We start from the raw sequence: 20993 nt of genomic DNA on the forward strand, positions 1-20993 counted from the left end.
TATACGCGATGACGGCGTACTGAGATATAATGAGCGAAATCGTCACAACGCCGGATACCCTCGGCGGCGCGCCACGAATCGAGGGACGGCGGATCGGTGTCCACCATATCGCCGCCCGCGTCGTCGACGGCGGCGAGTCACCGATGGCCGTCGCGGCGGAGTACAACCTCGATATCGCGGATGTCCACCGCGCGCTCACATACTACTACGACAATCCCGAGGAGATGCGCCAGGTGCAAGCCGAGCGACAGTCGATTCCTGACGGTGTTTCCGTCGTTCGTGGCCCCGACGACCTCGATGCCGATGTCCAGTCCGAACGCGAAGTATGAGGCTGTTGGCCGACGAACACGTCCCGACAGCGTTTGTGTCGGCCCTCGATGGCGAAGGCCACGATGTCGCTGTCGTCGGCAACGAACTCCCGCTGAGTGCTGACGACAAGGTGCTACTTGAGTACGCCCGCGAGACGAATCGCGCGATTCTCAGCCAAGACACCGACTTCCGTGGGGCCGACCCAGAACTGAAGGGTGAGCCGTTTCTCGGCGTCCTCGCGTGTGATCCAACTGCCTCACCTGGTGAGATTGCTACTGCCGTCAGGCGAATCGATGCCGTCACGGACGACCTCTCAGAAACGGTGCTATATGTGCCGGGCGAGTGGCTCTGAGGAACAAACCGACTACTCCACCGTCACCGACCGACTCGCCCGCACCGGCGGCAACGGCAGATCAGGGAACGTCACCTCGACGGTGAACTCCAGATCCTCATCGGCTCCGAAAACGCCGACCGGAACCGCCGTCTCGTCGCTCAAATAACACCGCTTTTCGTTCATCTCGACGCCGTTGACCGTCACGCGAACCCCGACAGCCGCGCTGCCGGCGGTCGTCCGCACCGTGATTTCGCACATTTCGTTGTCGCCGCGGCCAATGGTGGTCGGGAACTCACCCCACTCAACGGAGATCCGTGGCAACTCGCTGGCCGCATCGACGACACGTTCAGCGACGCCAGCCGTGAGACCAGCGCGCGTGAGTTCATCGACGCCGGCCGCAACGATCTCGCCGGGTGTCGTCAGCCCGCCAGTAGCGAGGGTTTCGGCTCGGCCCGCGCCGACACCGTCGATGGCGGTGAGACCGACTGCTTCGCGGGAGACACCGTGTTCGACGCGGGCTTCGATCCGGCGAACGAGGTTGGCGGCTCGGGGGCCAGCAAACCGGTCGGCGAAGGCGTGGAGTGCGGCGAGCAGGCGCAGGGCATTCTGCTTGATCACCCACGCGTCACTGCGAAGCCCCGAGGGCACCCGATCGTCCATGCTCGCCTGCAAGATAGCGAGAACTTTCCGGTGGCCGTTTTCGAGGTCGGTATCGGTGTCGCCGAGCACCTCGTCGATGGCATCGGTTTCGGCCTGCCGCGCGGAGACGCTGTCGAACTCCTCGGCGCGGGCGACGGCGTCGAGGACGGCATCGACCGAGAGGCGATCGCGCTCAACGAGATCGGCAAACCGGACGGCCGTCGACAACCGAAGGTAGAAGTTCGACGCCAGCCGGCCGAGTTGGGTTCCCTCGACGCCGAGATCGCTGTCGGTGTCGACGAAGCCGCGGTCGACGAGCGTTTCCAGCGTCGACCGCACCCGCTCGCGGAGCCCCTCGGGATCGTAGGCGTCGGGATCGGCGTGGGCGCGCTGGTAGTAGAACGTGGTTTCGAGCCAACTCATCACGTCGTCGAGATCACGGATCGTGCCAAGGGCGATCTCGGCGTTGAGATGGGCGTCGAGATCGTCGGCCAACCGGGACTCGATCTCCTTGCCCTCTCTGAGCAGTCGCCGATATTTGTCGGCGTCCTCGCGGTCGCAGATCACCCAGCCGTAGCCCACGTCGTCGTACTCCGGGCGGCCGGCGCGGCCGAGCATTTGAAGGATATCGAGCGGGCTGATGTCGACCTCGCCTTCCAGCGGATCGTGATATTTGGTATCGCGGATCACGACACAGCGGGCCGGGAGGTTGACGCCCCACGCCAGCGTCGAAGTGGAGAAGAGCAGCTGAATCTTGCCGTCCTTGAACCACTCCTCGATCTTGTTGCGGTCGTCCTTGGCGAGGCCAGCATGGTGGAAGGCGACGCCGTCGGGAGCACCTTTCCGGAGGCTGTCGTTGTTGAGGTCTGTGGCGTCGTTGTGGAAATCGTAGTCGCCGCGGGCTCCCATCGGGATGTCGCGGTCGGCGACCTCGTCGCGGGCTTTCGCGGCCGCCCGTACCGCGTCCTGTCTGGATGAGACGAAAACGATGGCCTGACCATCTTCGCGGAGGTGCGGCTCAACCTTATCGAGGGCGGCGTAGAGCCGGCGGTATTTGTCGGCGAAGGCGTTGTCCCCATGGCTGTAGGTCTGCACATCGGTGTGGAGTTCGACCGGGCGGTACTCCTCGCCGAACTCGAAGGTCGCTTCCGGCGGGGCGTCGAGCCAGCCGGCCACGTCCTCGATGTTCGGCATCGTCGCCGACAGCGCGACGATCCGCGGCGCGCAGAGCCGCCGGAGCCGCGAGATCGTCACCTCAAGAACGCCGCCGCGGCCCTCCGAATCCAGCAAGTGAACCTCGTCGATGACGACGCAGTCAACATCAGTAATAAACGAATACCGCGGCGAGTCGTGTTTGCGCGTCGCCGAGTCCGTTTTTTCGGGCGTCATCACGAGGATATCGGCGCGTTCGGCGCGGCGGGGGTTGAGATCCCGCTCGCCGGTGACGACGTAGACGGAGTAGCCGAGCTCCTCGAAGCGATCCCACTCAGCTTCCTTCTCGTTGGTGAGCGCGCGCATCGGAGCCATGAACAGCGCGGTGCCGCCGTCCCGGAGGCAGCGACAGATCGCCAGCTCGGCCAGCGCGGTTTTGCCGGCGGCGGTCGGCGCGCTGGCGACGACGTTGTCGTCGGTCTCTAAGATGACCGGCAGTGCCTCCCGCTGCATCCGGTTGAACTCCTCGAAGCCGAAGGCGTCGGCGAACTCCGGGATCGCCTCGGCGACCTTCACGGCGACTCACCGGCGGGATGCCTCATTGCATGGTGTCGGGGGTTGGGCGATGAAAGGCGTTTCCTTCGGCCCCGGTTCGACTGGAGATTTGGCTGCGGGTACAGCACAGCGTGGCGAGACAGCGCTAGCCGAGATGGCGGTCGATGACGGCTTTGGCCTCTTGGCCAGCTTGTTTCCAGCCGTAGCCTGACTCATAGACGTGGCGTTTGCTCTCGACGAGTTCCTCCGGGGATGATTCCGCGAAGCCGCCGCGATCCCACGCGCCGGACTCCCGGAGCCACGTGACGACATTGTCCTTCGTTTCGGGCCACGAGAGATCGACCATCTCGTACCACGCGATCATCGCAAAGACCGCGTTGTCGTGACAGCCCGGCACCGAGCCGTGTTCGTAGATCGTTGCCATCGGCTCGATTGAGGGTTCCGAAACCTGCTCGGCGTACTCGGCGGCCGTCAGCAGCCGGAGGGTGCCATCATCAGCCTGCTCGATCCGGTTGAGCGATTTGAGCGTCGCCAACGCGGCGGTATGGAGGTCACGCCACTCGCTGTCGACCGACGATCGAAGCTCCTCCTCGGTTAGCTCCTCGGCGGTCAGAACGGCAAGACAATCGATGTAAGCCTTCTCGATGGTTGGCCACGGGGTACCCTCAAACCGGCAGTCGGGATCATGGAGGCTGTTGGTCGTCCGACAGCCGGGACAGGGGTAGCTGAAACGCGGCACGATCGATAGTTCGGCGCGCGGTGATTATAGTTTACGTCACCGAGGACGGTGCCGCGGACGGGGCGACGCCGCTGACCGTCGGGCTTATTCACCCCGCTTGTGAAGACGGCGTACGATGGCGATCACCCCCCGAGACGCCCGGTATCCGTTTCTCGCTGCGGCCCGAGAGACTGTCACGGAGACGGGTGTCGATCTGGGCACGCTTGTCGCCAACGACGAGCCGGCTGTCGATCGCGGCCGCGAGCGGGTTGAACGCGCGCTGTTGGCCGGCCGTGTCGACGCCGAAACGCCGGATGAGTGGCGGCTTGAAGACGAGCTGTTGTCGTATCCGATCGCCCGCATCCTCGTGTCCTTGCTCGACTCACCGGCAGCCGTCGAGAAGTACGCCGCCGCGGAGGCCAAAACCGCGATCGAGCGGGTGAAAGACGATCTTGACACCGCCGGCAGCGAACTCCGGAGTACGCCAGACGCCAGCCTCGATCGGGCGACGCTGATCGCCGAACTCGGACTCGAGGGGGCGATCACGCCGGAAGCCGACACGCCACAGCCGGCGGCCGCCCCGGAGTGGTTTTGGATCGAGGTGGGAACGTATCTCGATCTCGCAACCGGGCTCGGCGACGACTGGCGGCTGGTCAACCGCGAACTCAGCGACGGGCAGGTGCGTGTCGACCGCGAAGAGCTGTTTCGGCTGCTGCGGGCGGCGATCCGGCGGCGAGTCGCCGAGGGACTGCCGTTCGAGGGCCTCAACGAGGACGAAGGTATCGCCGCCGAGTTGGAGGCCGAACTCACGGAACTGCGACGGCTGCTGTCGGAGCGCACCACGGTCGGCGAGATCGATTTTGTCGCCCGCGAGTTGTTCCCGCCGTGTATCGAGAACCTGTTGCAGAAGGCCGAAGACGGGATCGAACTCGAAGCCATCGAGCAGTTCACGCTGATGGCGTTTCTCACCGGGATCGGGATGGACGCCGACGAGATCGTCGCCTTCTGTGGGGAATCCTCGCTTGATCCCAAGGGGATTCGCTACCAGATCGAGTATCTGCAGGCCGACCGTGGAACGCAGTACCCGCCGCCGTCGTGTGAAACCCTGAGCACGTACGGGATCTGCCACAACGAGGACGACCACTGGAAGGTCGCCGGCCATCCGCTGGCATACTACCAACACCAACTGGAGGCGACCGACGACGACCTCGTCGACTGGCGAGAGCAAGCAGCAGTGGACGACAGCGAGTGAGAAATCAAACGGATCAGTCGCCGGCGCGGGCAAGGCCGAAGCCGACGGCAGCCATCAACAGAATAAACCCGGCGAGTGCGCCGACGAGTGCGAAGCCACCGGTCGGATCGAAGCCGTCGGTGCCGTTGAACACGACGCCGATAGCGACAAGACTCACGAGGAACAGCCCGACGGCAAACAGCGACGCAACGATCTGCCGGCGGAGTTCCGCGTCGATTTCCATACCTCGGGTTCTGTAGGCCGGCGCAAAAGGGCTTCGAAACCGCCGACGGCAGCGGCCGCAGCGGTCGGTTCGGCGTCGGGCGATCAGAGGTCGTCAAGCGTCGTCCGCTCGCTGTGGCCGACGAGTTCCTCGAAATCGGTGCCATCGGCGAGGGCGGTCTCCTTTTTGACGCGGTAGTTGCCGCCGTCGGTCGTATAGAGATCGCCCGGATGGAAGAAATACCAGTCCTCCCGATCAAAGCGGACGGCGATGCGCGCCTTCGCGCCGAAGTTCTGGGCGAAGTAGATCAGGGCTTCAACCTCCTCGCCGGAGAGATAGATCGGGTCGCCGCTGGAGGATTTGGCTTCGATGGCGTAAAATCGGCCGTCGTCGCCGGCCAACACATCCGGGAGGTCGCGGTCGGTGGCACTGCCGCTGGCCGGCGCGCGCATGACCGCAAAGCCGGCCTCGTCAAGACGGTTGACCAACTCGCGTTCGCGGCGGTCGCCCTTGCGGTTGGCACTCATGAGTGGCGGTCGGCAGTCGTCGCCGGCAGTCGTCGAGGACGGTGCATACGCAGGAATGAGCGGGGACGGGCAAAAGGATACGGCCGCCAGCTCACGGCTCGTCAGAGTCCTCGGTTGACCCCGTGCTACTCCCGATAGCGTTTTCGCTCAGCTTCTCGGCAACATCGCCGGCAGCGAGGCTCGTCGATCCAACGTAGATCAGCGGAAGGGAGACAAGCATCACGAGATCACCGAGCAGTCGCCCTTGGATCATCCCCATATATGCGCCGACAATCACGCAGATGGCGGCCAGCCCGAGGTATGCCCAACCGACATTCATACCCGTAGTGCTCCGGGCGAGGTGAAAAGTACGACGGTTCCGGCTACGTTCCGTGATCCCAGCTATCGAGGTATTCTCTCTGTTCGTCGCTCAGCGAGTCGTGGGCGACACCCTCGGCGCCGAGTTTGATCTCAGCGATTTCCCGATCGAGGTCGTCCGGCACGTCGTGGACACCCGCCTCGTAGGCGTCGCCGTTGGCGGCGAGTTCGCGGACACAGACCGCCTGGACGCCGAAGCTCTGATCCATGACTTCGACCGGATGGCCGAGCGCGATGGGTGCGGCGAGGTTGACGAGTCGGCCCTCCGCCAGCACGTTGAGCCGGCGGCCGTCGGGCATCTCGTAGGCTTGGACACCATCTCTGGCTTCGTAGTTGTCGACGGCCTTCTCTTCGAGTGCAACGAGGTCGATCTCGATGTCGAAGTGACCCGCGTTCGCCAGCAAAACACCGTCGGGCATCACGTCGAAATGCTCGTCGACGACGACATCGCGGTTGCCGGTGGTCGTCAGGATGAGGTCGGCCTCGGCGGCGGCCTCTTCCATCGGTTTCACGTCGTAGCCTTCCATGTGGGCTTCGAGGGCTTTCCGGGGGTCGACCTCGGTGACGACGACGTTCGCGTTCTGGCCCGCGGCTTTCTTGGCGACGCCTTTCCCGCAGTAGCCGTAGCCGGCGACGACGACGTTCTTGCCAGCGAACGAGAGGTTCGTCGTCATCGCAATCGTCGCCAGCGAGGACTCGCCGGTGCCGTGGACATTATCAAAGAGCGTCTTCATCGGCGTGTCGTTGACCGCGAAGACCGGGTATTCGAGCGCGCCGTCGTCGTCCATCGCCCGCAGGCGGTGGACGCCGGTCGTCGTCTCCTCGCAGCCGCCGACGATGGTGTCGATGAGTTCCGGGTGATCCTCGTGGATCGCCGCGATCATGTCCATCCCGTCGTCGACGGTGATCGTCGGCTCGTGGTCGATGACGGCATCGATGGCCGCATAATAGTCCTCGTCGTCGACGCCCCGGACGGCGTAGGAGGTGATGTTCTCGTGGGCGTCGAGGGCCGCGCTCACGTCGTCGTGCGTCGATAGCGGGTTGCAGCCGGTGATCGCTACTTCCGCGCCGCCAAGAGCCAAGAGTTCGACGAGGTTGGCCGTCTTGGCTTCGACGTGCATCGCCATCCCGACCGTCTCGCCGGCGAGCGGCTGGTTGGCTTCGAACTCCTCGCGGAGCGACTGGAGGATGGGCATATGCTGGAGTGCCCAGTCCATCTTGCGGCGGCCCTCGGTTGCCGCGTCCTCGGGGTCGTCGAGGTGGGACGCGACCGGTGGATACGCTGATGTGCTCATACGCGTTCATCACGTCAGGCGGTGAAAACGGTACCGAAGACGGCGACGCTGGGCCAGCGGGTTACTCGGCGCGAACGAATTACTCGGCGCGCGCAACGAGGTCGGCGGCGTGCTCGCTCGCCCGCTCGCGGATCGCCGCCTCGTCCAGCGTCCGAACCTCGCGGTCTTCCATCAGGATCTCGCCGTCACAGATCGTGTGTCGCACGTCCGAGCCGCGAACCGCGTAGGCCAGGTGGCTCACGTAGTCGTGAACCGGTGTGAGGTGGGGGGCGTCGAAATCGACGACCGCGATATCGGCCGTCCCGCCGGCTTCGAGTCGACCGACAGGCAAGCCGATGGCCGCTGCGCTGCCCTCAGTTGCCATGCGCACCGCGGACTCGGCGGCGACATCGCGGGCGTCGCCACGGGCGAGTTTGCCGAGCATAGCCGCATCCCGAATTTCGTCGAACAGATCGAGATCGTTGTTCGAGGCCGCGCCGTCAGTTCCGAGGCCGACGTTCACGCCCGCGTCGAGCATCTCCTGTATGGGGGCGATCCCGCTTGCGAGTTTCATGTTCGAGGCCGGGCAGTGGATCACGCTCGCGCCCGTCTCGGCCAGCAGCTCGATTTCGGTCTCGTCGACGTGAACGCAGTGGGCGAGGAAGTCGTCGTCGGTGAGCATTCCGAGGTCGTCGGCGTATTCGAGCGGGCGGACGCCGTGGTCGTCGACGATTGGCTCGACCTCGTTTTCCGTCTCGTTGGCGTGGAAATGCAGCGGGACGCCGGCCTCGCGGGCCTGCGGGACGAACTCCTCCAGATACTCGGTCTCAACGGTCGTCAGCGAGTGTGGCATCAACGCCGTGGTGATCCGGCCGTCGGCCGCGCCATCGAACTCGCGGGCGATGTCGAGGCCTTCCTGTGCGTCGGCGCGGGCGGCCTCGTCGTCCTTGCCGACGCTGATGAAGGCGTGACAGAGGTTCGCGCGAAGGCCCGATGCTTCGGTTGCGGCGGCGATTTCGGGGACTTCGAAGTAGCTGTCGGCGAAGCTAGTGATCCCGTTTTTGATGAACTCGACGAGGCCGAGTTCGGTGCCGACGCGGATATCCGCCGGCGTCAACTCGGCTTCGACCGGCCAGATGTCCTCTTGGAGCCATGCGTCGAGCGGCTTGTCGTCGGCGTAGCCGCGCAGCAGCGTCATGGCGACGTGCGTGTGGGCGTTGACGAGCCCCGGCATCACTAGCGAGTCGGTCGCATCCAGCGTTTCGTCGCCATCAAGGTCGTCATCGACATCGAGCACCACGCCGGCCTGGCGGTCGATCAGTACGTCGGCCTCGCGTACCTCGAAGTCGGGCGTGAGGACATGGCCGCCCTCGATCACGACGGTGTCGTCGAATGCCGTCTCGGTCATACCGGCGATTGTGCCGCGGGTCTCTTAATCGGGGCGGGTTGGCAGCGATGGAGAAATAAATCTGTAACAAAGAATTATATCCTCGCGGGCAGTACCATCAGCCATGAGCGACAGTGAGGACGCGCCACCACCGTTCGAAAACCCGTTCGATACGGCGCGGTCAGCCGAGGAGCGTGTGTACGATACCGTCCTCCAGACACGGCAGCCGAAAACGGCCAAAGACATGGCCAACGCCGCCGACTGTGATCCCAAGACCGCACGGAAGTATCTGGAGTGGTTCTCGAAGCTCGGCGTCGTGACCGAACACGACGGCGAACCACCGACCTACGAGCGTAATGACCGATATTTCGAGTGGCGGCGCATCAACGAACTGGCGAGCAAACCGGCTGCAGAGTTACAATCGCAAGTCCAGTCGCTGATCGAACGAATCGAAACGTACGAACAGCGGTACGACGCGGACGATCCGAGCGAAGTGGATGCGTTGGCCCCGCCGGATGATATCTCGACGGAAACCGCATTCGCAGAACTGACCGACTGGCAAACAGCGCGCTCGGAACTCCAGCGACACGAACAGGCCCGACGCCTCCAAGCGGGCGATTCGAGCCCGCCGGTTCGGCAATGACCGGCGACGACAGCGTCCCCGAAATTGATCGTGGCATCCTCGAAGCCATTCGGGATCGACTCCGCACCGCACCACAGATCGAGACTGCAGCGATCGTCGTCGCCGAGGGGCAGACGAAACTGGGAGCCACACTGACACCGAAAGCTACGCCGTCACGGATCGATCGGCGGTTTCTGGATATTCGCTGGTACACGAACGGCGATTTCAGGATCCATTATCAGGAAGACTGGCCGGATCGGACGTGGTGTCAGCGGTGGGATCGCCATCCAAACGAGCACAACGACCGAGATCACTTCCATCCGCCACCGGATGCCGCCACGCCCGGCGAGGATCGCGCGTGGCCGACCAAATTCGAACCTGTTCTCAAACTCGTTGTCGATGGCGTCCGTACGCGGACGGACTCACTCTGGCAGGCCGTCGAAGACGGGGAGTAGGCTGACTACCCGGCGGAACAGGTGAGTCACTCGCCCGCGCGCAGCCGAGCGATCCGCTGGCCGAGCGGCGGCTGTACTTCGAAATACGTCTGCCACGTCGCCCCCTCGGGCTCAACGCCGCGGTGGTCGGCGACTGCCTCGAAGGCGTCGGCCAACTCACTTGCACCGACGCGGTCGGCGGCCGCTCGATCCGCGCGGAACTGGAGTTGGCGACCGATCCAGAAGAGGACGAGCGCGGCAGCCGCGATGACAAACAGCCCGTTGGAAAACGCGAGCAACCCGCCGAACATCGCGGTGGCGACGCCGATGACGACCGCGGACGCGACCGCGCGGTATTCGAGATACAACAGACGGCCGCGCTGGGCTTCGGCCGTCAGCAGCGCGGTCGCCGTCGCGTCATCGAGAGAATCGAGAACCCCCTCGGTAAGCAGCAGTCTGCGGCGACCCGGCAGGCCGTGCAGCGAGATTTTGATCGACGACGGATCGGCCGTCTCGGAGATGTGGATCGCTGGCGGATCGAGATCGGCCGCCGCGAGCAACGCGTCGAGATCATCCTGCTCGTCGGTCGTCGGCGAGCGTGTCTCTCGAAGCGACAGCGACACCCGCGGGCCAAGGGCGGCCATAGCCAGAAACAGCACGACGGCGGCGACGACGAACCACAACGGATCGATGGTGGCCTGTAGCGGAGCGGCGGCCGCAGTCATACATCCGACTGCGGCCGACGGCCCCATAGCGGTTCCGCTCCGCGTTCCCGCCAGCAACAAGGAGTTCGTAGAGAGCAGTCAAGCACGCGGGTCGGCCGGCCGAGCAACCGACTCCCTGGCGGAATGAAAGGGCGAGGTTCTCTCGACGAACCTGGACGACGCAAGCACCACAGCGAGCGAAGCGAGAGAGGAGCGCAGCGAGTCCCGGGAGTTCTGCGAGCGAAGCGAGCAGAACCTCGAAAGACGAGCGGAGCGAGTCTTTCGGTGGTCGAGAGAACCGAGGGCTTTCTACATATCCTGCTCCCACGCAGCTACGGATCGGAATACTACGACGAATAGAGGGAAAGACAGTTGCCCCGTCACCGAGAGGAGCGAGTATGCGCATCGCCGTGCCCAACAAGGGGCGTCTCCACGAGCCGACGGTGAAGCTACTCGAACGCGCCGGGTTGCGGATCGAAAACGGGGCCGAGCGGAAGCTCTACGCTGAGACGGTCGACCCCGACGTGACTGTGCTGTTCGCCCGCGCCGCGGACATCCCCGAGTACGTCGCTGACGGCGCGGCCGCCGTCGGGATCACCGGCCTCGATCAGGAACGCGAGTCCGGCACCGACCTCGACGAACTGGTCGACCTGGAGTTCGGCCAGTGCCGGCTCGTCCTCGCGGCACCCGAAGACGGCGAGATCAGCGAACCCGAGCAGTTGGAAGGCAAAACGGTCGCCACCGAGTTCCCGCGAATCACCCGCGAGTACTTCGAGGAGCAGGGGATCGACACCGACATCGTCGAGGTCACGGGCGCGACCGAGTTGACGCCACACGTCGAGATGGCCGACGCCATCGTCGATATCACCTCCACAGGAACGACGCTCGCAGTCAACCGACTAGCGATCATCGACGAGGTGCTACAGAGCTCAGTCCGCTTGTTCGCCCGCCCCGAGACGGCCGACGACGACAAGGTCAAACAGCTCACGACCGCTTTCGAGTCGGTGCTGGCAGCCGACGACAAACGCTATCTGATGATGAACGTCGCCAGCGAGGATCTCGACGCTGTCAAAGACGTGATCCCCGGACTCGGCGGGCCGACGGTGATGGATGTCGCCGGCAGCGACGATCTGGCCGTTCACGTCGTCGTCGACGAACGCGAGGTGTTCGAGGTCATCAACGATCTGAAAGCCGCGGGCGCGACCGGGATTCTCGTCACCGAGATCGAACGGCTCGTCGAATAGCTGCGGGATAATTCGAGGACAGTGAGATCAGCCCGGCGCGCTCATATAGAGGATCACCGCTCCACCCACGACCGTGCCGAGGATGACCGTGATGATCGCGTGGATCGCGGTAATCAACCCGGTTGTTCGGCGTGGTTGCCGATAGAGCAGGTGGATCGCCGCGGCATCAACCGCAAGCGCGAGAGCCACACCAAGCACGCCTGGCAGCGAGAGCAGTGCCGTTCCAGTCGAAACGACCGCGGGGCCGACGCCGACGCCGAGTGCTTTGACAACGGCGACATCGCCGAGGACGTTCCGGGCCGCGAGGTGGGCCGTGATCGACAAAAAGAGGGCCAACAACCCGACAGTTCCGAGGACGGCCGTCGGGCTCGGGGCTGCTTGCAGGGTGAGTGCGGACGACAACGACGATCCAGCCACCGACATACCTACCCACAGACCCCGGGGGATGTCGAATCTGTCGTTTGGCGACGCGACGGCGAGCGCAGCGATCGGCTCAGTTGGCCGGCTCATCCAGCCGGTGGCTCCCCCTGATCGCCCGAAGATTCGAGACGGTTACAACGACGCCGATAGCCGCGACAGCGATCGGAACCCCGACCGCGATCGGGCTGTCGGCGATGAAAAGATATCCCGCAACCGTGACCGCCAGCGTGGCGAGTTTGAGGACGGCGAAGCCGATCGGCCCGGGCTGTCGCGAAAGGAGTCGGCTGACGACGGGGTTTGCCTCAACAACCGCATACCGACGGACAGCAACGACTGTCGTCACATAGTCGCCGACGCCGTAACAGAGCACCGCAAGCAACCACCACCCGAGGTCGACAGCGGGGAGTGCCATACACCGAGTGGTGGGCGAACCGACAAGAGAACACCGGGTTGGACGATGGGATGGGCCCCAGAATCGACACGCTGAAAGCCGATCTACGAGTGTATCGATGCGTGTACTGTCTGGAGCTCGCCGGCGACGAGGATGTGTTTGCGGCCTACGAGGCCGGCTCGGCCGCGAGTGCAGTCGAGGTCATCGCCGGCGGGGTGGCGACCGCTCGCGGGATCGATCCCGACGGCGTCCGGCGGCTCGCCTACACGCATGCTGCCAGCGAGCTCATTGCAAAGACAGACGCCGATATCGAGGCCGCCGCAGCCGCGCTCACGGCAGCCGGCATCGACCGCGAGGGCTCGGTCGCAGTTCGGGCCCGCGACGTGCGGAGTCAGACGGGTGTGAGCACCCAGGCGGCCGAACGGCAGCTCGGCGGTGTGCTCGTCGATCGCGGCTTCGAAGTCGATCTCGATGATCCAGACCACGAACTGCGGGTGTTGTTCGCGGGCGATGACGATGACGGCGCAGACGATGACTTCGTGGACGACGACGCAGATGATGACGACGATACCTGCTGCCTCATCGGCTGGCTGGCCGTCGAGAGCCGCCGGGATTACGGCGAGCGCCGACCCACAGATCGCCCATTCGTCCAGCCCGGAAGTATGGCTCCGTTGGACGCCCGGGCACTCGTGAACATCGCGGGAGCCGGCCCAGAAACAACGGTCGTCGACCCGATGTGTGGCACCGGCGGGCTACTACTGGAGGCCGGCCTCGTCGGCAGCAACGTGATCGGCGTCGACGCCCAGTGGAAGATGGCCCGCGGGAGCCGAGAGAATCTGGCGGAACTGCGCGAGGAGGCCGGCGAGGGGTTCGACGGCGAGGTGAGCGTCTGCCGCGGCGACGCTACCGCGCTACCGCTCGTTGATAACGCGGCCGACACGGTCGTCTTCGATGCCCCCTACGGCCGCCAATCAAAGATCGCCCGCCACGAGTTGAGCGAGCTGGTCGGTGGCGCGCTCCGAGAAGCCCGTCGGATCGCCCCGCGCGCGGTTGTCGTCGCCGATCGATCGTGGGACGATGCCGCACAGGAAGCCGGATGGACGGTCGAACGGCGGTTCGAACGGCGAGTGCACGGATCCTTAGTGCGGCACGTCCACGTACTGTCCGGTTAGAGTATCTCGGCGACGGCCGGTTAGATCATCGCGGCGACGGCCTGCCTGATCGACAGCCCCTCCTCGACGACATCCCGGCGGTAGTGCATGTACACGGCCCCCAGCGGCGGCTGAATGATGTAGGCCAAGGCGATCGGGAGCACAGCCTCGGTCGGAAGGCTATCGCTGGCGACAACGATCGCCACAGCGATCGAGAGGTTCCGCATGCTGGTCACGTACACCAGCGAGATGCCAAGCTCATCGGACAACAGCAGGCGGCCGAGTCCCGCACCCACAGCCAAGATCACGGCGTAGAACGCGAGCAACGGGATGATCGTGGTCGCGGAGGTCACAGGATCCGAAAGGATCGAGGCCGACCGCATTGTCATCGCGATAAAGACGATCAACATCACACCCAGCGAGCTCAGCCCACCAAACACGGGTTTGAGTCGCTTGAGCCCGTCCGACTTGTATCGGCGGAGTAGCCACCACCGGGTGGCCGTCCCGGCGATCATCGGGCCGACGATCACGGTTGCAAGCTGCCGGTAGAGGGCTGCTGGTTCGAATCCGACACTGCCGGGCACCAGCAACGAGAGATACGCCGGCAGGATGGCGATCGCCGCCAGCAGGTTCACCGACATGGCGACCAAGGCGGATTCCAGATCGCCGCCGGCCAGCCCGGTCCAGGCGGCGGTCATCCCCGAGGAGGGGATCAGCGCGATGAAGTATAACCCGATCGTATAGCCGACCGAGCCGGCAAAAAACAACCGACCAAGGCCGACCGCCACCAGCGGCGCGAACACGAAGTTGAGCAGCAGGCTGAGGCTGACAACCTTTGCGTGTGTTCGCACATAAAGGATCTCTCGGAGATCGATGTTGATCATCATCGGGTAGATCATCAGGAATAATACGGGCACCACCGCTGATCGCAGCAGGCTCTTGATGTCGCCCCCGGCGATCTGACCGAACGCAAGACCGCCGACCAGCGAAGCGATGACAACGTAGATCAGGTTCTGTTTCAGGGTGATGAGGAAGGAGCGGATCATGGCTGCCTCCGACCGATGATCGGCTGGGAGTCGTTCATACCCATTAGTTGTGCCCATATTATACAAAACTATCGATCGGTGGTAAACGCACAATCCAAACAATGGCGTTTAATTGTGGTTTTATCGGCTAAAACAGAATGGGGCGGTGTATAGAATAGTGTTATGAGAACACAAATACCGGTCAAAATCGTTCACTCATGAGCGGTCGGTAGTGTTCTACAGCGGGCGGAGCAGTCGGGATCCCGCCCGTTTAAGCCGACGGCTGGCCGAGTCCGCGTATGCCCAATCAGGCACTCATCGATGCCTTACGCGACGCCGACGCCGTGCAGTACGGCGAGTTCGAGCTCTCCCATGGCGGCACCAGCGACTACTACGTCGACAAGTATCTCTTCGAAACCAACCCACGCTGTCTTGAGCTGATTGCGGCGGCCTTCGCTGCCGAGATCAATGAACCAAAGCTCGCCGGCGTCGCTCTCGGTGCGGTGCCGCTGGTCGCGGTGACCGCCGTCGAAACCGGCCGCCCCTACGTGATCGCCCGCAAGCAGGCCAAGGAGTACGGCACCGGTAATCGGATCGAAGGACGGCTTGATGAGGGCGAGGAGGTCGTTGTGCTTGAGGATATTGCAACGACCGGTACCTCGGCAGTCGAAGCTGCCGAAGCACTGCGGGCGGCCGGCGCGGTGGTAAACCGGGTGCTCGTTGTCGTCGACCGCGAGGAGGGTGCCGCCGAGACACTGGCCGAACACGATCTCGAACTCGACGCGCTCGTGACCGCAAGCGAACTGCTGGCCGATCGGTAGCCGGCAGCGGTCGATCGCGGCTGATCAGGCTGGCTCCGGGGCCGCCGGATACCGGGATTCGACGACCGCGAAGGTGAGCGTACTGAGGACGCCCAACAGCGTCCCGACGGTGAGTGCGATCGCCAGATCCGGGAGGGTGAAGGCGGCAACCCCCGCGATATCCGGGAGGAGAAAGCCCGACAGCCCGTAGAGGACGATGGCGATCGCAACGACATAAAACGGCGCGTTGAGATACCGCCACCGGAAGCGATCGGCGAGATACTCGTCGGTGACCTGACCGAGGCTGCTGGTGATCCCAGCGGCCGCAAACCACTGCACCGAGCCGTGGACGAAGGCCGCGGCGGTGGTGACAATCGCCGCCGCGTCGCCGTCGGTCGCCGTAACGGTCTCGACGAGGGAGACGCCCTGGACGCCGCCGACGATGACGAGCGCGAGAGCGACGACGTAGGTGATCAGCGTCGCCCGGCCGGCGTACAGCCCGTTGCGAACGCGGTCGGCGGTCGCATCGATGCTGTCCTCCAACCCGAGCCCGCGGAACAGCGTGTAGAGGCCGAGGAGGGCGGACAAGAGACCGAGGACAACCGCGCCGGCAACATCGAACACGCCGGCGATGACGACCATCGGGTAGATCAACAGGAGCACCCCGAGCGGCACAAGGATCGTTCCGCGGGTCTCGGGGTCGGCCAACACCTGTTTGATGGTGTAGTACATCGATTCGAGATTTTGGGCCTGCCGGACGACGACGCGCTGGACGCCATCGATCGGCATCCGCGAGCGAATGATCGGGATCACCGACTCATCTTGGGCCCCGTCGGTGATGACGATCGCGCTGACCTCCTCGCCGGTCTGGAGGCCCGCCAGCACCGTGTCGATCTCGTCGCCGATGGTGCGGTTGGCGCTGACATCGTTGCCCTCGACACCGGTGACGACGGCGACCTCGACGGCCTCGTCGTCCTCGGCCTGCAGCGAGTCGTACGTCGAGAGCCCCTGAAACATGACGTTGAGATCGGAGTCCTCCGGATCGACCGTCGCCAGGGCGATAGCGGCCTCCCGAACCGCATCGCTGCCGACGACCGGGGTCTCGATGTCGGTCTTCCGGCCGACATCATCGTCGAGGTCGATACAGAGGACGAGCAGCATGCATACGAAGGTACGCGAGCGACCCGTTAAGACTTTTCTGGGGGATACGAGAGCGGCCGGGAGACAAAGGGGGTAGGCGGTGTGTTCGACGCCGGCGAGGACGGCGTTGATCGCGTTGGGGTCATCGTCCGCGGGGATAGACGCCGAAAGACAACGACATCCTCGGCGACTGGAACGAGGGTGGTGAGATCGGGTTCGCTGTCGGCCTCGGTGAGCCGGTCCTCGGCGCGGTAGGGGACAACCTCAACCGAGTCGCCGAGATGATCGACCGAGCGGGTGCTGTCGGGGTCGACAGTGCCGAGGGCGTCATCACGTGGCGAACGGGCGACCGTGGAGACGAAAGCGAGGGTATGGAACCGGGAAGCGGCCCAACGTGTGGAAGCCATGAGCGGTCGCAGGCGGGAGGGCGTGCACACAGCGGGGCAACCCAGCCGATCGAAAGCAAAAGTCCCGGCGTGACACCGGTTTTCATTACGCGCTCGGCGTTTCGGACGGTTTTTGTGGTGGGGAACGGTATACCGAGTAACTGATGATCTCCAAAGGCTGCGAACAGTGCGCTAAGGGCGGGAAGATGGTGCTTTTCGTCTACGGCTACTGTGACCAGCGGGATTGTTTCTACTGTCCGCTTGGGGAAAACCGCAAGAACGTCACCGACGTCTACGCCAACGAACGCCTCGTCGAAAACGACGAAGACATCATCGAGGAAGCCCACCGGATGGACGCGCTGGGTACCTCGATTACCGGTGGCGAACCGCAGGAAGCGATGGAGAAGACCTGTCGCTACCTCCGGCTGCTGAAAGACGAGTTCGGCGAGGATCACCATACCCACCTCTACACCGGAATCACGGGCGGCCGCGAGAACATGCGGCGGCTCTCGGAGGCCGGCCTCGACGAGATCCGGTTCCACCCACCGTACGAGCAGTGGGGCGAGTTGCATGGGACTGAGTGGGAAGAGATCCTCCATATCGCCCGCGAAGAGGGGATGACACCCGCCTTCGAGATACCCGGAATCCGTGCCGAAGAGGAGTTTTTGGAGTTCCTCGACGAGGGCGCGGCGGAGTTCTGCAATATCAACGAGTTCGAGATGAGCGACGGGAACTACCGGCGGATGCAAGAGAAGGGCTACGAACTGCAGGACGGCCACATGTCCGCCGTCGACGGCTCGAAGGAGGAAATTCTGGAAACGATGGGTGATCACGAACGCGTCTACTTCTGTACGAGCGTGTTCAAAGACGCCGCCCAACACCGAAACCGCCTGAAGCGGATGGCCCGTGTTATCGGCCGTGAGTTCGACGAGATCACCGACGACGGGACGCTCGTCTACGGGAAAACGTGGGAGCCGGAGGCTCGACTCGAAGAACTCGGGGTTCCAGAGGAGTTCTACACCGTCAAATCCGACCACGTCGAGTTGGCCTGGTGGCTGCTCGAAGAGATGGTCGAAGACGGCGACGTGAACGAGGGCGAGATCGTCGAGCAGTACCCGACTGTCGACGGGACGGTCGTCGAGCGGACGCCGTTAGCGTAGTTTTCTGTAGAGTTTGAGTGGGGTAGGTAGACACAGCCGATCGATCCACGACGAACGACCAGCGGGAGTGAGGAATGTTTTAGTCCAGGTTTTTCCGAAGGAACGAGCGCGGCGAGTGACTGACCGGAAAAACGTGGTATTCGACCGTTGATGGGACGGTCGTCGGACGGACGCCGCTGGCATAGCGAACGCGTTGGCGGAGGCGGGACGGTGAAACCGTAGCGTTAGGATGGGGTGTCAGTATCCCAGCTATCCGGGACTTCGATGACGTAGCGGCCGTCCTCGCGCAGCGAGATGATGTACTCGTCGCGGTCGTACAGTTCCATCAGATTCAGTTCGTACTGGCCGGGGCTGACGATGCGGATGCTTTCGAACTGATCGTTGAGCTCTTGGCGGAGTTGATCAAGGCTTGAGGAGGTCGCCTCGTCGGCCGCCACGTCACCTGCGTCGGCGGCGTCGGCAGCGGGCTGATCGGCCGGAGGGGTTTCTGAATCGGGCGTCGCCGCCGAATCGTCGGCCGGCGGCGGAGAATCGGGGAGTTCGTCGTCAGAGACGATATCCGAGCGGGCACTCGATTGGGCCGGTGATTCGCCGCCCGGCGTACGGTCGTCGTCGAGGACTTCGGCGTCGGTCGGCTCGGTCGTATCGCTCGTCCCAGGGGAATCGGCATCGGCCGTGCCAGTGGGTTCTGTGGCCGGCTCCGGGTTGGGTGTCACGGACTCATCGGCCGCGGCAGAATCGTCGAGCGTGGCCTGCTGCTCGGCGGCATCGTCAGTGACATCCTCGACTGAGCCCTGTTTGAACTGGAATTTGTTGCCGCCGCAGTCAGGACACCCAGAGAGCATCTCCTTGGAGCCGTCGGGGAAGACATGGCCGCAGTTGGTACACTGGTGGGGCATGACGCTACTTCCGGGAGACCAGCGCGCTGATGAGTTGGTCGTCCTTGTGCAGGGTTTCGATCTGGTTGGCCGGGCCGATGACGGTGAGTTTCTTCGTCGACTCTCGGCCCATGAGGCGGTCGAGGAAGCTCTGGTCGGCGGCCTCCTCGTGGGGATAGCTCTCGATCTCGATCCCGCTGAACTCGTCGGGGCTGATCTCGGTCATCGTCACCTCGATGAGTTTCGACTCCTCGTCCGGCGAGAGGCCTTCTTCGAGGATGACGATGTTGCCGTCGCGGACGCCATCAAGGATGAGCCGGATCTTCTCCATGCTCCGAAGCCCCTCCATCCGCGACCCGCTAATCAGGTCGATCTGGACGCCGTTTTGCGATTCCGTCGTGGAATCCGAGGGTGTTGCTTCAGGCATTATCCGAAGTACTCCGCGATTTTGTCGTACACCTCGTCCATGTTGTCGCCCTCAAGGGCCGACAGTGGGACGGTCTCATGCTGGGGGAAGGCGTCGGCGACGCGTTTGATATCGGCCTCGTCGAGATCGATCTTGTTGGCGAAGATGAGCACCGGGAGATCGCGGCTCTCGATGATGCCGATGAGCATGGTGTTCACCTGCGTAAAGGGGTCGGTCGTCGAATCGAGGACGTAGATGACGCCGTCGACATCCTCCCGGAGCCAGTGCATGGCCTCGGCGACGCCTTCGGTCGCCTCCCGGGAGCGACGGATCGCGTCGTCCTTCTCGATGTCGTGGTCGAGGAACTCCTTGTAGTCGACCTTGGTGGCGACACCCGGTGTGTCGACGATGTCGATGGTGACCGAGCGGCCGTTGCGCTCGATATCGACGCCTTCCTTGCGGCGTGCACGGCGTGTTTCGTGTGGAACGTGGCTTTCGGGGCCGATGGCGTCGCCAGTCCAGTCACGTGCGATACGGTTTGCGAGGGTCGTCTTTCCGGCGTTCGGCGGTCCGTAGATCCCGATCCGTTTCGGATCGTCGGACGCGAACAGCCGGTCGGTGACCCGCGAGACGCTGTCCCTGAGATTTGTGAGTAGACCCATCCTGACACTCCCGCACCTCCCCTGTTTCGCGTGGAAGGGCGTATGACGCATCTTGCAATCCGGGAACACTTAAACACTGCGTCAGACAGGGGTGAGCGGCCGAATTCAACGGACAACGGGTAGCATCGTCTGAAACCATTCGCGTGTGAGCGAGGGAATCTCGATTAGAGAAGATCAGAAACCGGGACAAACGAGATCAGTATGCGAGAAATCGATTTAGTGGGAATCTGCTTCGGTGAGTAGCCGTTGATTGTGGCAGGCCGCCATCCCCACTAGCCCCCCACCCCTTTGTTTCGGGTGGAATCATACTGACGGAGGGGTGTCTGAGAGTGGTATCTAACACCAAAATATTTATATGCTATACTAAGAAACGACACCCGTACTGCGAAGAAAATATATTATTCTATCCGGTTATTTTGTTGTATTAGATACTAGAGCAACTACAAAAAATAAACGGAGAACATAGTCGACGGCCGATCGGGATGTTCCACTCGAAACAAAGGGGTGGGGGTGTAGCCACGGCTCATTTTGCCTTCTCGCCAGAGTCGGCAGACGCCCATCTCAGATTATGCCTCTCCAGGATCCTCCCTCTCCAAGATCCTCCCTCTCCAGGATCATCTCACATTGAAATATCGTCACCTCACGGCTCACACCTCATGTGCTGCACAGTGTCCGACACTCATTTCCAATCGACAGCACCCGGGTAACCCATATCGGATACAAGCTGTCGGCATCGTTGAACTTCAAAATAGCTATCAGTATCGAAAAACCAACAAAAATATCGGCAAATAGTATCCAAAGTGAGAACGTTTTTGTACTATGTCTCCCTCTGTTTCGCCTGCATCATTTCAACACGTCAGCAGT

General features: G+C 63.3%; 25 protein-coding genes. 9 read left to right on the forward strand and 16 right to left on the reverse strand.

Going from position 1 to position 20993, the window contains the following annotated elements:
• Positions 1-29: 29 nt before the first annotated feature.
• Together HKK80_RS06675 and HKK80_RS06680 are read left to right on the forward strand one after the other, a co-directional pair.
• Positions 30-329, forward strand: a complete 300-nt coding sequence (locus tag HKK80_RS06675) for a DUF433 domain-containing protein (protein ID WP_411798834.1) — start codon at positions 30-32, stop codon at positions 327-329.
• Entirely contained in the window at positions 326-661 is a 336-nt protein-coding gene (locus HKK80_RS06680) for a DUF5615 family PIN-like protein (protein ID WP_411798835.1), read from the forward strand. Before HKK80_RS06675 ends, HKK80_RS06680 begins: the two co-directional genes overlap by 4 nt.
• Before the next feature lie 12 nt (positions 662-673).
• Here the strand turns inward: HKK80_RS06680 and HKK80_RS06685 are convergent, their stop codons facing one another.
• Both HKK80_RS06685 and HKK80_RS06690 read right to left on the reverse strand, forming a co-directional pair.
• The gene (locus HKK80_RS06685) at positions 674-3010 is read right to left on the reverse strand and encodes a DEAD/DEAH box helicase (RefSeq protein ID WP_411798836.1); all 2337 of its coding nucleotides are present in this window, start codon (positions 3008-3010) and stop codon (positions 674-676) included.
• A gap of 124 nt (positions 3011-3134) precedes the next feature.
• Positions 3135-3728, reverse strand: a complete 594-nt coding sequence (locus HKK80_RS06690) for a hypothetical protein (RefSeq protein ID WP_411798837.1) — start codon at positions 3726-3728, stop codon at positions 3135-3137.
• A 121-nt stretch (positions 3729-3849) separates the two neighbouring features.
• Between HKK80_RS06690 and HKK80_RS06695 the strand changes: the two genes are divergently transcribed.
• Positions 3850-4959 (forward strand): DNA primase, encoded by a 1110-nt coding sequence (locus HKK80_RS06695; RefSeq protein WP_411798880.1) that lies wholly within the window; start codon positions 3850-3852, stop codon positions 4957-4959.
• Positions 4960-4972: 13 nt separating this feature from the next.
• Here the strand turns inward: HKK80_RS06695 and HKK80_RS06700 are convergent, their stop codons facing one another.
• The 5 genes from HKK80_RS06700 to HKK80_RS06720 all read right to left on the reverse strand — a co-directional run bounded on the left by HKK80_RS06700 (position 4973) and on the right by HKK80_RS06720 (position 8727).
• Entirely contained in the window at positions 4973-5182 is a 210-nt protein-coding gene (locus HKK80_RS06700) for a hypothetical protein (protein ID WP_120103759.1), read from the reverse strand.
• Between the two features lie 83 nt (positions 5183-5265).
• Positions 5266-5688: a Holliday junction resolvase Hjc gene (hjc, locus tag HKK80_RS06705; protein WP_021041039.1), complete on the reverse strand. Its 423-nt coding sequence runs from the start codon at positions 5686-5688 to the stop codon at positions 5266-5268.
• 91 nt (positions 5689-5779) lie between these two features.
• Complete coding sequence (locus HKK80_RS06710; protein ID WP_411798838.1) at positions 5780-6007, reverse strand: hypothetical protein; 228 nt, start codon at positions 6005-6007, stop codon at positions 5780-5782.
• Between the two features lie 43 nt (positions 6008-6050).
• Positions 6051-7340: an adenosylhomocysteinase gene (locus tag HKK80_RS06715; protein WP_411798839.1), complete on the reverse strand. Its 1290-nt coding sequence runs from the start codon at positions 7338-7340 to the stop codon at positions 6051-6053.
• 79 nt (positions 7341-7419) lie between these two features.
• A complete protein-coding gene (locus HKK80_RS06720; protein WP_411798840.1) occupies positions 7420-8727 on the reverse strand; it encodes an amidohydrolase in 1308 nt (435 codons plus the stop codon).
• A gap of 103 nt (positions 8728-8830) precedes the next feature.
• Here HKK80_RS06720 and HKK80_RS06725 point away from each other — a divergent pair, with 103 nt between their 5' ends.
• Both HKK80_RS06725 and HKK80_RS06730 read left to right on the forward strand, forming a co-directional pair.
• Complete coding sequence (locus HKK80_RS06725; RefSeq protein ID WP_411798841.1) at positions 8831-9349, forward strand: sugar-specific transcriptional regulator TrmB; 519 nt, start codon at positions 8831-8833, stop codon at positions 9347-9349.
• The gene (locus HKK80_RS06730; RefSeq protein ID WP_411798842.1) at positions 9346-9783 is read left to right on the forward strand and encodes a hypothetical protein; all 438 of its coding nucleotides are present in this window, start codon (positions 9346-9348) and stop codon (positions 9781-9783) included. The genes HKK80_RS06725 and HKK80_RS06730 overlap by 4 nt, the downstream gene beginning before the upstream one ends.
• Before the next feature lie 26 nt (positions 9784-9809).
• Here HKK80_RS06730 and HKK80_RS06735 read toward each other — a convergent pair whose 3' ends face one another.
• Positions 9810-10487, reverse strand: a complete 678-nt coding sequence (locus HKK80_RS06735) for a peptidase (RefSeq protein ID WP_411798843.1) — start codon at positions 10485-10487, stop codon at positions 9810-9812.
• Between the two features lie 377 nt (positions 10488-10864).
• On the opposite strand from HKK80_RS06735, the gene hisG reads away from it, so the two are divergent.
• Complete coding sequence (gene hisG, locus HKK80_RS06740) at positions 10865-11710, forward strand: ATP phosphoribosyltransferase (RefSeq protein WP_411798844.1); 846 nt, start codon at positions 10865-10867, stop codon at positions 11708-11710.
• Positions 11711-11737: 27 nt separating this feature from the next.
• On the opposite strand, the gene HKK80_RS06745 is transcribed toward hisG, so the two are convergent.
• Together HKK80_RS06745 and HKK80_RS06750 are read right to left on the reverse strand one after the other, a co-directional pair.
• A complete protein-coding gene (locus HKK80_RS06745) occupies positions 11738-12133 on the reverse strand; it encodes a hypothetical protein (protein WP_411798845.1) in 396 nt (131 codons plus the stop codon).
• Between the two features lie 70 nt (positions 12134-12203).
• On the reverse strand, positions 12204-12542 hold the full coding sequence (locus HKK80_RS06750; RefSeq protein ID WP_411798846.1) for a DUF5658 family protein: 339 nt from the start codon (positions 12540-12542) through the stop codon (positions 12204-12206).
• A 110-nt stretch (positions 12543-12652) separates the two neighbouring features.
• Between HKK80_RS06750 and HKK80_RS06755 the strand changes: the two genes are divergently transcribed.
• On the forward strand, positions 12653-13693 hold the full coding sequence (locus HKK80_RS06755; protein ID WP_411798881.1) for a methyltransferase domain-containing protein: 1041 nt from the start codon (positions 12653-12655) through the stop codon (positions 13691-13693).
• Between the two features lie 20 nt (positions 13694-13713).
• Here the strand turns inward: HKK80_RS06755 and HKK80_RS06760 are convergent, their stop codons facing one another.
• Entirely contained in the window at positions 13714-14718 is a 1005-nt protein-coding gene (locus HKK80_RS06760; protein WP_411798882.1) for an arsenic resistance protein, read from the reverse strand.
• 278 nt (positions 14719-14996) lie between these two features.
• Between HKK80_RS06760 and pyrE the strand changes: the two genes are divergently transcribed.
• Positions 14997-15518, forward strand: coding sequence for an orotate phosphoribosyltransferase (gene pyrE / locus HKK80_RS06765; protein WP_411798847.1), 522 nt, complete (start codon positions 14997-14999; stop codon positions 15516-15518).
• Between the two features lie 24 nt (positions 15519-15542).
• Here pyrE and HKK80_RS06770 read toward each other — a convergent pair whose 3' ends face one another.
• The gene (locus tag HKK80_RS06770) at positions 15543-16658 is read right to left on the reverse strand and encodes a DUF373 family protein (protein ID WP_411798848.1); all 1116 of its coding nucleotides are present in this window, start codon (positions 16656-16658) and stop codon (positions 15543-15545) included.
• A gap of 26 nt (positions 16659-16684) precedes the next feature.
• A complete protein-coding gene (locus tag HKK80_RS06775; RefSeq protein WP_411798849.1) occupies positions 16685-17044 on the reverse strand; it encodes a hypothetical protein in 360 nt (119 codons plus the stop codon).
• Between the two features lie 143 nt (positions 17045-17187).
• On the opposite strand from HKK80_RS06775, the gene HKK80_RS06780 reads away from it, so the two are divergent.
• On the forward strand, positions 17188-18183 hold the full coding sequence (locus HKK80_RS06780) for a radical SAM protein (RefSeq protein WP_411798850.1): 996 nt from the start codon (positions 17188-17190) through the stop codon (positions 18181-18183).
• Between the two features lie 224 nt (positions 18184-18407).
• Here HKK80_RS06780 and HKK80_RS06785 read toward each other — a convergent pair whose 3' ends face one another.
• Genes HKK80_RS06785 through HKK80_RS06795 form a run of 3 tightly spaced genes read right to left on the reverse strand, consistent with a single transcriptional unit; the run spans position 18408 to position 20129 of the window.
• A complete protein-coding gene (locus tag HKK80_RS06785; RefSeq protein WP_411798851.1) occupies positions 18408-19082 on the reverse strand; it encodes a Zn-ribbon containing protein in 675 nt (224 codons plus the stop codon).
• A gap of 4 nt (positions 19083-19086) precedes the next feature.
• Positions 19087-19488 carry a DUF2073 domain-containing protein gene (locus HKK80_RS06790; RefSeq protein ID WP_142443888.1) on the reverse strand — a complete coding sequence of 134 codons (402 nt, stop codon included), beginning with the start codon at positions 19486-19488 and terminating at the stop codon, positions 19087-19089.
• Positions 19488-20129, reverse strand: a complete 642-nt coding sequence (locus tag HKK80_RS06795; RefSeq protein ID WP_142443889.1) for an Era-like GTP-binding protein — start codon at positions 20127-20129, stop codon at positions 19488-19490. The genes HKK80_RS06790 and HKK80_RS06795 overlap by 1 nt, the downstream gene beginning before the upstream one ends.
• Positions 20130-20993: the final 864 nt, after the last annotated feature.

The organism is Halonotius sp. F2-221B (genome assembly GCF_046719765.1).
Classification (GTDB): domain Archaea; phylum Halobacteriota; class Halobacteria; order Halobacteriales; family Haloferacaceae; genus Halonotius.